The organism is Alkalisalibacterium limincola (assembly GCF_008017755.1).
Classification (GTDB): Bacteria; Pseudomonadota; Gammaproteobacteria; order Xanthomonadales; family Xanthomonadaceae; genus Alkalisalibacterium; species Alkalisalibacterium limincola.
In genome coordinates, this window is sequence record NZ_VRTS01000013.1 from 39,909 (window position 1) to 53,284 (window position 13,376).

The following is a 13,376-nucleotide window of genomic DNA, read 5'->3' on the forward strand; positions in this document are numbered from 1 at the left end:
GCTCTGGGCGTTCAGCCCAGCATGCCCTGCTGGAGACCGGCCGGCGGCCAGTTCTCGAGCTTCATGCCCAGGGAAAGACCGTGCTGTGCAAGGACTTCCTTGATCTCGGTAAGCGACTTCTTGCCCAGGTTCGGGGTCTTGAGCAGCTCGACCTCCGTACGCTGGATCAGGTCGCCGATGTAGTAGATGTTCTCGGCCTTGAGGCAGTTGGCCGAACGCACCGTCAGCTCCAGGTCGTCGATCGGACGCAGCAGCGTCGGATCGATGCCACCGGTGTCCGGCTCCGGCTTGGCGCCGGTGGTCTGGCTGAAGTCACCGAAGATAGACAGCTGGTCGGTGAGGATCTGGGCGGCGGTGCGCACCGCTTCCTCGGCCTCGATCGTGCCGTTGGTCTCGATGTCCAGCACCAGCTTGTCGAGGTCGGTGCGCTGCTCGACGCGGGCAGCCTCGACCGCGTACGCGACGCGGCTGACCGGGCAGAACGACGCGTCCAGCATCAGGCGGCCGATCGCACGGGCCTCCTCGTCCGGACGACGGCGCGCCGCGGCCGGCTGGTAGCCGAAGCCCCGCTCGATCTTCAGGCGCATGTTGAGCGCCGTGTCCTTGGTCAGCTCGCAGATCACGTGGCCGGGGTTGAGCACCTCGACGTTGTGGTCGACCTTGATGTCACCGGCCGTGACCGTGCCCGGACCCTGCGCGCTGAGGCTCAGGGTGGTGGAGTCCACGCCGTCGAGACGGATGGCCACGTCCTTGAGGTTGAGCAGGATCTCGATGATGTCCTCCTGCAGGCCCTCCAGGGTCGTGTACTCGTGGAGCACGCCGTCGATCTCGACTTCGGTGATCGCGGCACCCGGAATCGAGGACAGCAGGACGCGGCGCAACGCGTTGCCCAGCGTGTGGCCATAGCCACGCTCGAGCGGCTCGATGACCACCTTGGCGCGATTCTGGGTGATGCGTTCGATGGCAACGCCGCGCGGACGCAGCACTTGGGTGGCAGTTACCGACATGGTCAGTGACTCTCCTGAATGATTACTTCGAGTACAGCTCGACGATCAGTGCTTCGTTGATGTCCGAGGGCAGGTCCGCACGCTCGGGCACCGACTTGAACACGCCGGTGAATTTCTTCGCATCCACTTCGATCCACGACGGGATCAGGTCCATTTCCTGGGACAGGGTGGACGCTTCCTGGACGCGCATCTGCTTCTGCGCCTTCTCCGACAGCGTGATCTCGTCGCCGGCCTGGACCTGGTACGACGGCAGGTTCACGTACTTGCCGTTGACCAGCACGCCACGGTGGGACACCAGCTGGCGGGCCTGTGCGCGGGTGACCGCGAAGCCCATGCGGTAGACGACGTTGTCGAGGCGACGCTCCAGCAGCTGCAGCAGGTTCTCGCCGGTGTTGCCCTTCTTCGACGAAGCCTTGCCGTAGTAGTTGCGGAACTGGCGCTCGAGCAGGCCGTAGATGCGCTTGACCTTCTGCTTTTCACGCAGCTGCAGGGCATAGTCCGACAGCTTGCCGCGGCGGGTGCCGACGCCATGCTGGCCGGGCTTCTGCTCCAGCTTGCACTTGGAATCCAGCGCACGCGCCGGGCTCTTGAGACTAAGATCGGCGCCTTCGCGGCGCGCGAGCTTACAGGTGGGACCGATGTAACGAGCCATGGTCTTGTGTGCTCCTTAGACGCGGCGCTTCTTGGGCGGCCGGCAGCCGTTGTGCGGGATCGGCGTCACGTCGATGATGTTCGTGATCTTGTAGCCGACATTGTTCAGCGAGCGGACCGAGGACTCGCGACCCGGGCCGGGGCCCTTGATGCGCACTTCCAGGGTCTTCAGGCCGTAATCGAGCGCGGCCTTGCCGGCACGCTCGGCGGCGACCTGCGCCGCGAACGGGGTGGACTTGCGGGAGCCGCGGAAACCCGCGCCGCCCGAAGTGGCCCACGACAAGGCATTGCCCTGGCGATCGGTGATCGTGATGATCGTGTTGTTGAACGAAGCCTGGACGTGGGCGATGCCGTCGGTGACGACCCGCTTGATCTTCTTCTTCGTCTTGGCAGCAGCTGGCTTGGCCATTGTTATCCCTTACTTCTTGATCGCACGACGCGGGCCCTTGCGGGTCCGTGCGTTGGTGCGGGTACGCTGGCCGCGCATCGGCAGGCCACGACGATGACGCAGGCCGCGATAGCAACCCAGGTCCATCAGGCGCTTGATCGACATGCCGACCTCACGACGCAGGTCGCCCTCGACGATGAACTTGCCGACTTCGGCGCGCAGGCGCTCGACGTCGGGCTCGCTGAGGTCGCGGATCTTGGTGGTCGGCGTGACTTCCGCCGACTCACAGATCTTCTTCGACCGGGTACGGCCAATGCCGTAAATACTCTGCAGCCCGACCCAGACATGTTTCTGGACGGGAAGGTTGACACCCGCAATACGCGCCATTTACGCGATCTCCAACGTGAATTCGCCGCTGTTTCCAGCGCAGTGAATCGGAAATGATACCAAGGCTTCGTGTTCAATAGAACCCCCAGGCCGCGCGAGCGCGACCCGGGAGCCGGTACGGGGAGTGTGCCCGTACTCTGGCGTAAAGACCCCGATCTGCCCCCGACTCCGGAAAACCGGCCTCGGGGGCGGCCCGCGCTACTCTCGCGCGGGCACGGACCAGGGACTATCCGCGCGCGAAGCCGCCGCGCGAACCGCCCTTCAGGTTGGCCTTCTTCAACAGGCTCTCGTACTGATGGGACATCAGGTGAGCCTGGATCTGCGCGGTGAAGTCCATCACCACGACGACCACGATCAACAAGGAGGTACCGCCGAAGTAGAACGGCACCGCCATCTGCGTACGCAGGATTTCCGGCAGCAGGCACACGCTGACCAGATACACCGAGCCCGCGGCGGTCAGGCGCGTGAGCACCCCGTCGACGTACTCGGCCGTGGCACGACCCGGGCGGATGCCCGGAATCAACGCACCGGATTTCTTCAGGTTGTCCGCGGTCTCCTGGGCGTTGAACACCAGCGCCGTGTAGAAGAACGCGAAACCCATGATCAGCGCGCCATACAGGAACAGGTACAGCGGCTCGCCCGGCGACAGGCGCTGGGACAGCGTGAACAACCAGCCCATGTCGGTGCCCTGGCCGAACCAGCTCGCGGCCGTGGCCGGGAACATGATGATCGACGAGGCGAAGATCGCCGGGATCACGCCTGCCATGTTCAGCTTGAGCGGCAGGTGCGAGCTCTGGTTCATGTACGCCTGGCGACCGCCCTGGCGACGGGCGTAGTTCACCGTGATCCGGCGCTGTCCACGCTCGACGAACACCACGAAGTAGGTGACCGCCAGGATCAGCGCGAACAGCACCATGACCGACAGCGCGCCGATCTCGCCGGTGTTGACCATCTCCAGCGTGGAGATGACCGCACCCGGCAGGCCCGCGACGATGCCCGCGAAGATGATCAGCGAGATGCCGTTGCCGACGCCGCGCTCGGTGATCTGCTCGCCCAGCCACATCAGGAACATGGTGCCTGCGGTCAGCGAGATCATCGCCGTGAACACGAAGCCCGGGCCGGGGTTGAACACCACCGCACCCTCGCCACCGGACTGCGACTGCAGCGCGAGTGCGACGCCCATGGCCTGGAAGGCCGCGAGAAGCACCGTGCCGTAGCGCGTGTACTGGGTGATCTTGCGCCGACCGCTCTCGCCTTCCTTGCGGATGGCGATGAGCGCCGGGAAGATCTGCGCCGCGAGCTGCATGATGATCGACGCCGAGATGTACGGCATCACGTTCAGCGCGAACAGGCTGAAACGCTCCAGCGCACCGCCGGAGAACATGTTGAACATCTGGACGATGCCTTCCTGCTGACGCATCAGGTTGGTCATCGCCTCGGGGTTCACGCCCGGCACCGGGATATAGGTGCCGAAGCGATAGACGATCAACGCGCCGAGGACGAACAGCAGGCGGTTGCGCAGCTCGGTGAGCTTGCCTAGGCCGCCGAGCATCCCCGCGGCAGTGGTGCCGGACTGGGCCACTGCTTACTCCACCTTTCCGCCGGCCGCTTCGATCGCGGCCTTGGCACCAGCGGTGGTCAGCAGACCCGTCAGGGTCACCTTGCGGCTGATCTCGCCCTTCTTGACGATCTTGGCCTGCTTGGCCGTGGACGGCACCAGCTTGGCTGCACGCAGCGCGGCGAAATCGATCGTGTCGAGCTTGACCAGGTCGAGCTTGTAGAGCATGACCTCGGCGGTGTCCTTCGCGATGCGCGAACGGAAACCGACCTTGGGCAGGCGCTTGATCAGCGGCATCTGGCCGCCTTCGAAGCCGGCCTTGATCTTGCCCTTGCCGGCGCGCGCGAACGAGCCCTTGTGGCCGCGACCGGCGGTCTTGCCGAGTCCGGAACCGATACCGCGACCGACGCGGGTGCGCTCCTTGCGGGCGCCGTCTGCGGGCTTGAGCGTATTGAGACGCATGGGTGTTTCTCCTCGAATTCCGGCTTACTGCTCGACCTGGACCAGGTAATGCACCTGGTTGATCAGGCCCCGCACACAGGGGTTGTCCGGCAGCTCGCGGACGTCGTTGATCTTGCGCAGGCCGAGCGCCTTCACCGACAGGCGGTGACGGGCCTGGGTGCCGCGAAGGCCCTTGACCAGACGCACCTTGACGGTGCGGCGGCGTCGTTCTTCTTAGCCATGGGTGATCTCCTCGACCTTCTTGCCACGCTTGGCGGCGATGCGCTCCGGCGACTGCATTTCCTGCAGGCCGCGGATGGTCGCACGAACCAGGTTGATCGGGTTGCGCGAGCCGATGGCCTTGGCCAGCACGTTGTGCACGCCGACGGCCTCCATGACGGCGCGCATCGCACCACCGGCGATCACGCCGGTACCCTCGGAGGCGGGCTGCATGTACACACGCGCCGCGCCGTGGCCGGACTTCACCGGGTGCCACAGGGTGCCGTTGTTGAGGCTGACGTCGATCATCGCGCGACGCGCATACTCCATCGACTTCTGGATCGCGGCCGGGACCTCGCGGGCCTTGCCGTAGCCGAAGCCGACCTTGCCGTTGCCGTCACCGACCACGGTCAGCGCGGTGAAGGTGAACTGGCGACCGCCCTTGACCGTCTTGGAGACTCGATTGACGGCGACCAGCTTCTCGATGAAGCCGTCGTCGCTCTCTCGCTGATGGGAACCACTCATGCTTGTAATCCTGTCAAATGCTTACGGCCGTGGCCGCTTATCGTTGTGATGGCTTTCGGGTAACCGGCCCGGGGAATGCCCCGGGCACGGGATCAGAACTTCAGGCCGGCCTCGCGGGCCGCCTCGGCCAGGGCCTTGATGCGGCCATGGTAGCGGTAGCCCGAGCGGTCGAACGCGACGTGCTCCACACCGGCCTTGAGCGCGCGCTCGGCGACGATCTGGCCCACGCGGGCGGCGGCGTCGATGTTCTTGCGACCCTTCAGGCCTTCGGCCACGTCGGCCTGGACCGTGGAAGCGGCCGCCAGCACCTTGGAGCCGTCGGCCGTGAACACCTGGGCGTAGATGTGCTGGCCGGTGCGCAGCACCGACAGACGCGGCACGTCGAGCACGCGGATGTGCGAACGGGTGCGCTTGGCGCGGCGGAGACGGGCAATATTCTTGTTCATGGTCATACCTCTGGAGCGAAGCGCGTAAGCCCTGCGGCTTAGGCCTTCTTCGCCTCCTTCCTGATGATGTTCTCGCCGGAGTAGCGAACGCCCTTGCCCTTGTAGGGCTCCGGCGGACGGAAACCACGGATCTTGGCAGCCACTTCGCCCACGCGCTGCTTGTCGGTGCCCTTCACCAGCACTTCGGTCTGGGTCGGGGTTTCGATGGTGATGCCCTCGGGCGCAGTGAACACGACCGGGTGGGAGAAACCGAGGTTCAGGTTGAGGTCACGGCCCTGGACCGAGCCCGGTAACCGACGCCCACCAGCTCGAGCTTGCGCTCGAAGCCTTCGGACACGCCCTTGACCATGTTGGCGACGATCGCGCGGATCGTACCGCCCATGGCGAGGTCCCCTTCCGCGGAGCTGATCTGGCCTTCGCCGTTCTCGACCTTCAGGTCGACGCCGGCCGGCTTCTTCAGGCTCAGGGTGCCCTTGGGACCCTTGACGGTGATTTCCTCGGCGGAAATGGTGATGTCGACGCCCTTCGGGACGACGATCGGTTGCTTGGCAACGCGGCTCATGATGCGTACTCCTTAGGCCACGAGGCAGATGACTTCGCCGCCCACGCCTGCAGCGCGGGCCTGGCGGTCGGTCATGATGCCTTTCGAGGTCGAAATGATCGCGATGCCGAGACCGTTGAGGATCTTGGGCAGCGCGTCCTTGCCGCGGTACTGGCGCAGGCCGGAGCGCGACACACGCTGGATGCGCTCGATGACCGGACGGCCTTCGTAGTACTTCAGGACGACCTCGAGGACGGGCTTGCCGTCGCCGTCGCTGACCTTGGAGTCGAGGATGTAGCCCTCGTCCTTGAGCACCTTGGCGATGGCCACCTTGGTCTTGGACGACGGCATCTGCACCGTGGGCTTGCCGACCGCGGCCGCATTCTTGATGCGGACGATCATGTCGGCGATGGGATCAGTCATGCTCATGTAATGAATCCTGTCTCAGTGATAAGCACCGATATCCGCAAAGTCCCCCGAGGGGGAGCCGTGCGTTACCAGCTGGCCTTGCGAAGACCGGGGACGTCGCCACGCATGGTGGCTTCACGCAGCTTGTTCCGGCCCAGGCCGAACTTGCGGTAGACCGCGCGCGGACGACCCGACAGCTCGCAGCGCGTACGCTGGCGGACCGGCGAGGAGTCGCGGGGCAGCTTGTTGAGGCGGGTGACCGCGTCCATCTTCTCCTCGTAGGAGGCGTTGGGGTTCGCGATTGTCTTCTTCAGCTCGTCGCGCTTGGCGGCGAACTTGTTCACCAACTTCGTGCGCTTTGCCTCGCGATTCACCATGCTGGTCTTTGCCATGTACGGAACTCCGAATCAGTTGCGGAACGGGAAACCGAAGGCTTCGAGCAGGGCGCGGGCTTCCGCGTCGCTCTTGGCCGTCGTCGTGATGGCGATATCCATGCCCCGGGTCGCATCGACCTGGTCGAAATCGATCTCGGGGAAGATGATCTGTTCCTTCACGCCCATGTTGTAGTTGCCGCGGCCGTCGAACGACTTGCCCGACACGCCGCGGAAATCGCGGACGCGGGGCAGCGACACATTGATCAGGCGATCAAGGAATTCGTACATTTTGGCACGACGCAGGGTGGTTTTGCACCCAATCGGCCAACCATCACGAATCTTGAAGCTCGCCACCGACACGCGCGCGTTGGTCACGATGGGCTTCTGGCCGGAAACGGTGGCCATGTCGGCCACGGCGTTCTCCAGGACCTTCTTGTTGCCCACCGCCTCGCCCACGCCCATGTTCAGGGTGATCTTGGTCACTCGCGGAACCTGCATGACGTTGTCGTAGCCAAACTTCTCCATGAGCTTGGGGACAACTTCACTCTTGTAAAACTCTTCAAGCCGGGTCATTGCGTCATTCCTCAGGCGTCAACCGCCTCGCCGCTCGAGCGGAGCACACGCTGTTTGCGTCCATCCTCGAGCACCTTGATGCCAACGCGCGAGCCCTTGCCGGAAGCCGGATCGAGCAGCATGACGTTGGAGATATGGATCGGGGCCTCGCGCTCGACGATGCCACCCGGGTTGTTGGCCTGCGGGTTGGGCTTCGTGTGGCGCTTGACGATGTTCACGTTGGCAACGACGACCTTGTCGCCGTCGACCTTCACGATCTCGCCCTTCTGGCCCTTGTTCTTGCCGGCGGTCACGATGACCTGATCGCCTTTACGGATACGGTTCATGGCTTTTCCTCGCTCCTCGCTCAGAGCACTTCGGGCGCGAGCGACACGATCTTCATGAACTTCTCGCCACGCAGTTCGCGCGTGACCGGTCCGAAGATGCGCGTGCCGATCGGCTCGTGCTTGTTGTTGAGCAGCACGGCGGCGTTGCCATCGAAGCGGATCAGGGAGCCGTCCTGGCGGCGCACACCCTTGCGGGTACGCACGACCACGGCGTCATAGACCTCGCCCTTCTTGACCTTGCCGCGCGGAATCGCTTCCTTCACGCTGACCTTGATGATGTCGCCGATATGGGCATAACGGCGCTTGGAACCACCAAGCACCTTGATGCACATCAGCTCGCGCGCGCCGGAATTGTCGGCCGCACTCAGGGTGGACTGCATCTGGATCATTGCTAAACCCTCCCTTACTCGGCCGCGCGGGTGACGACTTCCACCACGCGCCAGTTCTTGGACTTGGACAGCGGACGGCACTCGCTCACGCGCACCACGTCGCCCTCGTTGCACGAATTCTCTTCATCGTGCGCATGCAGCTTCGAGGAGCGGCGGATGTACTTGCCGTAAAGCTTGTGCTTCACCTGGCGCTCGACCAGGACCGTCACGGTCTTGTCCATCTTGTTGCTGATCACACGGCCTTCGACCGTGCGCAGCGGCTTGTCATTCTCGCTCATACGTCCGCCTTACTTCTTGTCGCCGAGCAGGGTCTTGACCTGCGCGATCTCGCGCCGGACCCGCTTGACCTGGTGGGTCTGCGACAGCTGACCAGTGGCTTTCTGCATGCGGAGCGAGAATTGCTCCTTGTGCAGATCCAGGAGGTGAGCCTTGAGCTCGGCCTCCGACTTGTTACGCATATCCTTGATTTCCATCACCGTACCGTCCGGGTCACGAAAGTGGTCTTGACCGAGAGCTTGGCCGCGGCAAGGCGGAACGCCTCACGTGCGATTTCCTCGCTCACGCCTTCCATCTCGTACAGCATGCGGCCCGGCTGAATCGGGGCCACCCAGTACTCGACGTTGCCCTTGCCGGAGCCCATGCGGACCTCGATGGGCTTCTTGGTGATCGGCTTGTCCGGGAACACGCGGATCCAGATCTTGCCGCCACGCTTGACGTAACGGCTGATCGAGCGACGCGCCGACTCGATCTGGCGCGCGGTGATGAAGCCGCTCGAGGTCGCCTTGAGGCCATATTCGCCGAAGCTGACGGCGTGCCATTCCAGGCAAGGCCATCATTGCGGCCCTTGTGCATCTTGCGGAACTTGGTGCGCTTGGGTTGCAACATGGCTTATTCCCTCGAATCACGGCCGCCGGAGCGCGGAGGACGCGGGCCGCGCTCGGAGCGCTCCTCGGTCTTTTCCTGGCTCAGCTGGGCAAAGTCAAAGATCTCGCCCTTGTACACCCACACCTTCACGCCGATGACGCCGTAGGTGGTGTGTGCTTCGGCGAAACCGTAGTCGATGTCGGCGCGGAGGGTGTGCAGGGGCACGCGGCCCTCGCGGTACCACTCCGAGCGCGCGATCTCGGCGCCGTTGAGGCGGCCCGCGACGCCGACCTTGATGCCCAGGGCACCCAGGCGCATCGCGTTGCCGACCGCGCGCTTCATCGCGCGGCGGAACATGATGCGGCGCTCGAGCTGCTGCGCGATCGACTCGGCCACCAGCTGCGCGTCGAGCTCCGGCTTGCGGACCTCGGCGACGTTGATGTGCGCCGGAACGCCCATCAGGTCGGAGACTTCCTTGCGCAGCTTCTCGATGTCCTCGCCGCGCTTTCCGATCACCACGCCCGGACGGGCGGTGTGGATCGTGATGCGCGCCGACTTCGCCGGACGCTCGATCAGGATCTTGGACACGCCTGCCTGCGCCAGCTTCTTTCGAAGCATCTCGCGGACCTTCAGGTCGGAAGTCAGGTATTCGCTGAATTCCTTCTTGCCGGCGTACCACTTCGAATTCCAGTCCTTGGCGATGCCGAGGCGGATTCCGGTTGGATGAACTTTATGACCCATCGTATTCGTCCTATGCCTTACTGGCCCACGACCACAGTGATGTGCTCGTGCGCTTGAGGATGCGGGTACCGCGACCCTTGGCGCGGGCCATGAAGCGCTTCAGCGTCGGGCCTTCATCGACCATGATCGAGGCGACGCGCAGCTCGTCTGCGTCGGCGCCATCGTTGTTCTCGGCATTGGAGACCGCCGAATACAGGACCTTGTAGATCATGTGGGCGGCCTTCTTGTCGCTGAACTTCAGCAGCTCCAGCGCACGGCCGGCCGGCAGGCCACGCACCTGGTCGGCGACCAGGCGAGCCTTCTGGGGCGAGATCCGCGCGGTGCGGAGAATGGCTTTGGTTTCCATGTCCATGCTCCTCTTAGCGGCTCTTCTTGTCGCCACCGTGACCCTTGAAGGTCCGGGTGAGCGCAAATTCGCCGAGCTTGTGGCCGACCATGTTCTCGTTGATCAGCACCGGCACGTGGGCCCGACCGTTGTGGATGGCGATCGTGAGACCGACCATCTCCGGCAGGATCATCGAGCGGCGCGACCAGGTCTTGATCGGGCGCTTGTTGTTGGCGGCTTCCGCGACTTCCACCTTCTTCATCAGGTGGTGATCGACGAACGGACCTTTCTTAAGTGAACGAGACATGCCCTATCAACCCCTGCGATCGCGCACGATGAACTTCTGCGTGCGCTTGTTCTTGCGAGTCTTGTAACCCTTGGCCGGCGTGCCCCACGGGGACACCGGATGCGGATTACCCTGGCCGGCCTTCGCTTCACCACCGCCGTGCGGGTGGTCGACCGGGTTCATGGCGGCACCACGCACGGTCGGCTTGATGCCGCGCCAGCGCGACGCGCCCGCCTTGCCCAGCTTCTCGAGGTTGTGCTCGGAGTTGCTGACCTCGCCGATCGTCGCGCGGCACTCGGCCGGCACGCGGCGCATCTCGCCCGAACGCAGGCGGATGGTGGCGTAGGCGGCGTCACGGGCGATCAGCTGGGCCGAAGCGCCGGCGGCGCGGGCCAGCTGGGCACCCTTGCCCGGCTTCATCTCGATGCAATGCACCGTCGAACCGACCGGAACGTTGCGCAGCGGCAGCGAATTGCCCGGACGGATCGGAGCCTCGCGGCCCGCGATCACCTGGTCACCGGCCGCCAGCGCCTTGGGAGCGATGATGTAGCGGCGCTCGCCGTCGACGTAGCACAGCAGCGCGATGTGCGCGGTGCGGTTCGGGTCGTACTCGATCCGCTCCACGCGCGCCGGGATGCCTTCCTTGTCGCGCTTGAAGTCGATGATCCGGTAATGCTGCTTGTGCCCGCCGCCGATGTGGCGGGTCGTGATGCGGCCCTTGTTGTTGCGGCCACCGGTCTTGCTCTTCTTCTCGAGCAGGGCGGCGTGCGGCGCACCCTTGTGCAGACCGGGGGTCGTCACGCGAACCATCGCGCGGCGGCCTGGTGAAGTCGGCTTGAAAGTCATTACTGGCATGGGTTTGATTCCTTACCTCAGCCCTGGGCCATGACGTCAATGGTCTGGCCTTCGGCCAGCTTGACGTATGCCTTGCGCGAATTGGCGCGGCGACCGGTGCGGAAACGGAAGGACTTCTGCTTGCCCTTGACGTTCAACACATTGACGGCCTCGACCGTGACCTTGAACAGGTCTTCCACGGCCTTCTTGACGTCGGCCTTGGTTGCGGTCGTCGCGACCTCGAAAACGTAACAGTTCGTCAGTTCCTGCACCCGCGCGGCCTTCTCGGACACGTGCGGGGCGCGGATCACGCCGAGAATCTTCTCGTTGCTCATGCCAGCCACTCCTCGACCTTCTTGATCGCGTCGGCAGTGAAGATCACGGTGTCGGCGCCGATCAGCGCCACCGGATCCAGGCCCTGCACATCACGCACCTGCACGTAGGGCAGGTTGCGCGAGGCCAGGTACAGGTTCTCGCTGCCGTCCTCGGTCACGATCAGCGGGCGCTGCGCGTTTCCGAAGTCGGCGAGCTTGGCCACCATCGCCTTGGTCTTCGCCTCGTCGATGTCGAAGCTCTCGACGATGACCAGGCGGTCCTGGCGGTTGAGCTCGGACAGGATCGAAGCGATCGCCGCGCGGTACATCTTGCGGTTCACCTTCTGCTCGAAGCTGCGCGGCTTGGCGGCAAACGTGACGCCACCGCCGATGAAGATCGGCGCGGTCAGCGCGCCGTGACGGGCACCGCCGCCCTTCTGCTTCTTCGACTTCTTGGTGGTGCCGGAGACTTCCGAACGGGTCTTCTGCGCCTTGGTACCGGCGCGACCGGCGTTGCGGAAGGCAACGACGACCTGGTGGACCAGGTTCTGGCTGAACTCGCGGTCGAAGATCTTGTCGGAAACCGACAGCTTCGTACCGCTATCCTTTACGGCGAGTTCCATGTTCTAACTCCTCAAGCCTTGACCGCGGGGCGGATGATGACGTTGCCGCCCGGCGCGCCCGGCACCGCACCCTTGATGGCGATCAGGCCGCGCTCTGCGTCCACCTTCACGATCTCGAGGTTCTGCGTGGTCTGGCGCACGTGGCCCATGTGACCGGACATCTTCTTGCCCGGGAACACGCGGCCTGGCGTCTGGCGCTGGCCGATCGAGCCGGGGGCACGATGCGACAGCGAGTTGCCGTGGGTGGCATCACCCATGGTGAAGTTGTGGCGCTTGATCGTGCCCTGGAAGCCCTTGCCCTTGGTGACGCCCTGGACGTCGACGATCTGGCCGACCTCGAAGATGTCGGCCTTGATCTCGGCACCCAGCTCGTAGCTGCCCAGCTGGTCCTCGGCGACGCGGAACTCCCACAGGCCACGGCCGGCCTCGACCTTCGCCTTCGCGAAATGGCCGGTCTTGGGCTTGTTCACCAGGGCGGCGCGCTTGGTTCCGGCGGTGACCTGCACGGCGGTGTAGCCGTCGGTTTCCATCGTCTTCAGCTGCGTCACCCGGTTCGGGGTGGCCTCGATCAGGGTCACCGGGATGGACAGGCCATCCTCGGTGAAGACCCGGCTCATGCCGCACTTGCGGCCAACGATTCCAATGCTCATGGTCGTCACCTCAACCCAGCTTGATCTGGACGTCGACACCAGCAGCCAGCTCGAGCTTCATCAGCGCATCGACGGTCTTGTCGTTGGGGTCGATGATGTCGAGCACGCGCTTGTGCGTACGGGTTTCGTATTGGTCGCGCGCGTCCTTGTCGACGTGCGGCGACACCAGGATGGTGTAGCGCTCGATCTTGGTCGGCAGCGGGATCGGGCCGCGCACTTGCGCGCCGGTCCGCTTCGCCGTCTCCACGATCTCGCTCGCGGAACGATCGATCAGTCGGTGATCGAACGCCTTGAGCCGAATCCGGATCTTCTGGTCCGCCATGGCAGTAATTCTCTGTTATGCGTTGAAAGAGCGACGGGGGCGGGAGCGGTATGTCCCGCCCCCCATTGCTTCGTGTGGTGCAGCTTTACTCGAAAATCTTCGCCACGACGCCGGCGCCGACGGTACGACCACCCTCGCGGATGGCGAAACGCAGGCCGTCGTCCATCGCGATCGGGGCGATCAG

At 64.4% G+C, this 13,376-nt stretch carries 24 protein-coding genes and 3 pseudogenes; all 27 read right to left on the reverse strand.

What is annotated here, in order from left to right; translation table 11 throughout:
• Positions 1 to 11: 11 nt before the first annotated feature.
• Entirely contained in the window at positions 12 to 1,007 is a 996-nt protein-coding gene (locus tag FU658_RS13765; protein WP_147892604.1) for a DNA-directed RNA polymerase subunit alpha, read from the reverse strand.
• Between the two features lie 22 nt (positions 1,008 to 1,029).
• Positions 1,030 to 1,659, reverse strand: coding sequence for a 30S ribosomal protein S4 (rpsD, locus tag FU658_RS13770; RefSeq protein ID WP_147892605.1), 630 nt, complete (start codon positions 1,657 to 1,659; stop codon positions 1,030 to 1,032).
• A 15-nt stretch (positions 1,660 to 1,674) separates the two neighbouring features.
• The gene (gene rpsK, locus FU658_RS13775; protein ID WP_147892606.1) at positions 1,675 to 2,067 is read right to left on the reverse strand and encodes a 30S ribosomal protein S11; all 393 of its coding nucleotides are present in this window, start codon (positions 2,065 to 2,067) and stop codon (positions 1,675 to 1,677) included.
• 9 nt (positions 2,068 to 2,076) lie between these two features.
• Positions 2,077 to 2,433 carry a 30S ribosomal protein S13 gene (rpsM, locus tag FU658_RS13780; protein ID WP_147892607.1) on the reverse strand — a complete coding sequence of 119 codons (357 nt, stop codon included), beginning with the start codon at positions 2,431 to 2,433 and terminating at the stop codon, positions 2,077 to 2,079.
• Between the two features lie 226 nt (positions 2,434 to 2,659).
• Complete coding sequence (secY, locus tag FU658_RS13785) at positions 2,660 to 4,015, reverse strand: preprotein translocase subunit SecY (RefSeq protein WP_147892608.1); 1,356 nt, start codon at positions 4,013 to 4,015, stop codon at positions 2,660 to 2,662.
• 3 nt (positions 4,016 to 4,018) lie between these two features.
• Positions 4,019 to 4,453, reverse strand: a complete 435-nt coding sequence (gene rplO / locus FU658_RS13790; protein WP_147892609.1) for a 50S ribosomal protein L15 — start codon at positions 4,451 to 4,453, stop codon at positions 4,019 to 4,021.
• 24 nt (positions 4,454 to 4,477) lie between these two features.
• Positions 4,478 to 4,639, reverse strand: a complete 162-nt coding sequence (rpmD, locus tag FU658_RS13795; protein ID WP_147892610.1) for a 50S ribosomal protein L30 — start codon at positions 4,637 to 4,639, stop codon at positions 4,478 to 4,480.
• A gap of 27 nt (positions 4,640 to 4,666) precedes the next feature.
• Positions 4,667 to 5,176 carry a 30S ribosomal protein S5 gene (gene rpsE, locus FU658_RS13800; RefSeq protein ID WP_147892611.1) on the reverse strand — a complete coding sequence of 170 codons (510 nt, stop codon included), beginning with the start codon at positions 5,174 to 5,176 and terminating at the stop codon, positions 4,667 to 4,669.
• A 92-nt stretch (positions 5,177 to 5,268) separates the two neighbouring features.
• Positions 5,269 to 5,628: a 50S ribosomal protein L18 gene (gene rplR, locus FU658_RS13805; RefSeq protein ID WP_147892612.1), complete on the reverse strand. Its 360-nt coding sequence runs from the start codon at positions 5,626 to 5,628 to the stop codon at positions 5,269 to 5,271.
• A gap of 32 nt (positions 5,629 to 5,660) precedes the next feature.
• Positions 5,661 to 6,184 (reverse strand): annotated as a pseudogene (rplF, locus tag FU658_RS13810) (50S ribosomal protein L6).
• Between the two features lie 12 nt (positions 6,185 to 6,196).
• On the reverse strand, positions 6,197 to 6,592 hold the full coding sequence (rpsH, locus tag FU658_RS13815) for a 30S ribosomal protein S8 (RefSeq protein WP_147892613.1): 396 nt from the start codon (positions 6,590 to 6,592) through the stop codon (positions 6,197 to 6,199).
• A gap of 65 nt (positions 6,593 to 6,657) precedes the next feature.
• Entirely contained in the window at positions 6,658 to 6,963 is a 306-nt protein-coding gene (gene rpsN / locus FU658_RS13820) for a 30S ribosomal protein S14 (protein ID WP_147892614.1), read from the reverse strand.
• Between the two features lie 15 nt (positions 6,964 to 6,978).
• Positions 6,979 to 7,518 carry a 50S ribosomal protein L5 gene (gene rplE, locus FU658_RS13825; protein ID WP_147892615.1) on the reverse strand — a complete coding sequence of 180 codons (540 nt, stop codon included), beginning with the start codon at positions 7,516 to 7,518 and terminating at the stop codon, positions 6,979 to 6,981.
• An 11-nt stretch (positions 7,519 to 7,529) separates the two neighbouring features.
• Positions 7,530 to 7,844 (reverse strand): 50S ribosomal protein L24, encoded by a 315-nt coding sequence (gene rplX / locus FU658_RS13830; protein WP_147892616.1) that lies wholly within the window; start codon positions 7,842 to 7,844, stop codon positions 7,530 to 7,532.
• Between the two features lie 20 nt (positions 7,845 to 7,864).
• Positions 7,865 to 8,233: a 50S ribosomal protein L14 gene (rplN, locus tag FU658_RS13835; protein ID WP_147892617.1), complete on the reverse strand. Its 369-nt coding sequence runs from the start codon at positions 8,231 to 8,233 to the stop codon at positions 7,865 to 7,867.
• Between the two features lie 14 nt (positions 8,234 to 8,247).
• The gene (gene rpsQ, locus FU658_RS13840) at positions 8,248 to 8,511 is read right to left on the reverse strand and encodes a 30S ribosomal protein S17 (protein ID WP_147892618.1); all 264 of its coding nucleotides are present in this window, start codon (positions 8,509 to 8,511) and stop codon (positions 8,248 to 8,250) included.
• A gap of 9 nt (positions 8,512 to 8,520) precedes the next feature.
• Positions 8,521 to 8,706, reverse strand: coding sequence for a 50S ribosomal protein L29 (gene rpmC, locus FU658_RS13845; protein ID WP_147892629.1), 186 nt, complete (start codon positions 8,704 to 8,706; stop codon positions 8,521 to 8,523).
• Positions 8,706 to 9,118: pseudogene (rplP, locus tag FU658_RS13850) on the reverse strand (50S ribosomal protein L16). Before rplP ends, rpmC begins: the two are co-directional and overlap by 1 nt.
• 3 nt (positions 9,119 to 9,121) lie before the next feature.
• Positions 9,122 to 9,838 carry a 30S ribosomal protein S3 gene (rpsC, locus tag FU658_RS13855; RefSeq protein ID WP_147892619.1) on the reverse strand — a complete coding sequence of 239 codons (717 nt, stop codon included), beginning with the start codon at positions 9,836 to 9,838 and terminating at the stop codon, positions 9,122 to 9,124.
• A gap of 17 nt (positions 9,839 to 9,855) precedes the next feature.
• Positions 9,856 to 10,184: pseudogene (rplV, locus tag FU658_RS13860) on the reverse strand (50S ribosomal protein L22).
• Positions 10,185 to 10,197: 13 nt separating this feature from the next.
• A complete protein-coding gene (gene rpsS, locus FU658_RS13865) occupies positions 10,198 to 10,470 on the reverse strand; it encodes a 30S ribosomal protein S19 (protein WP_147892621.1) in 273 nt (90 codons plus the stop codon).
• Between the two features lie 6 nt (positions 10,471 to 10,476).
• On the reverse strand, positions 10,477 to 11,304 hold the full coding sequence (gene rplB / locus FU658_RS13870; RefSeq protein ID WP_147892622.1) for a 50S ribosomal protein L2: 828 nt from the start codon (positions 11,302 to 11,304) through the stop codon (positions 10,477 to 10,479).
• Between the two features lie 17 nt (positions 11,305 to 11,321).
• Positions 11,322 to 11,618, reverse strand: a complete 297-nt coding sequence (gene rplW, locus FU658_RS13875; protein WP_147892623.1) for a 50S ribosomal protein L23 — start codon at positions 11,616 to 11,618, stop codon at positions 11,322 to 11,324.
• The gene (gene rplD / locus FU658_RS13880) at positions 11,615 to 12,220 is read right to left on the reverse strand and encodes a 50S ribosomal protein L4 (RefSeq protein ID WP_147892624.1); all 606 of its coding nucleotides are present in this window, start codon (positions 12,218 to 12,220) and stop codon (positions 11,615 to 11,617) included. The genes rplW and rplD overlap by 4 nt, the downstream gene beginning before the upstream one ends.
• A gap of 11 nt (positions 12,221 to 12,231) precedes the next feature.
• A complete protein-coding gene (rplC, locus tag FU658_RS13885; RefSeq protein WP_147892625.1) occupies positions 12,232 to 12,870 on the reverse strand; it encodes a 50S ribosomal protein L3 in 639 nt (212 codons plus the stop codon).
• A gap of 10 nt (positions 12,871 to 12,880) precedes the next feature.
• Entirely contained in the window at positions 12,881 to 13,192 is a 312-nt protein-coding gene (rpsJ, locus tag FU658_RS13890; RefSeq protein WP_147892626.1) for a 30S ribosomal protein S10, read from the reverse strand.
• 85 nt (positions 13,193 to 13,277) lie between these two features.
• Positions 13,278 to 13,376: EF-Tu C-terminal domain-related protein (locus FU658_RS13895; RefSeq protein WP_222708463.1), on the reverse strand; the 99-nt coding region annotated here is incomplete at its 5' end.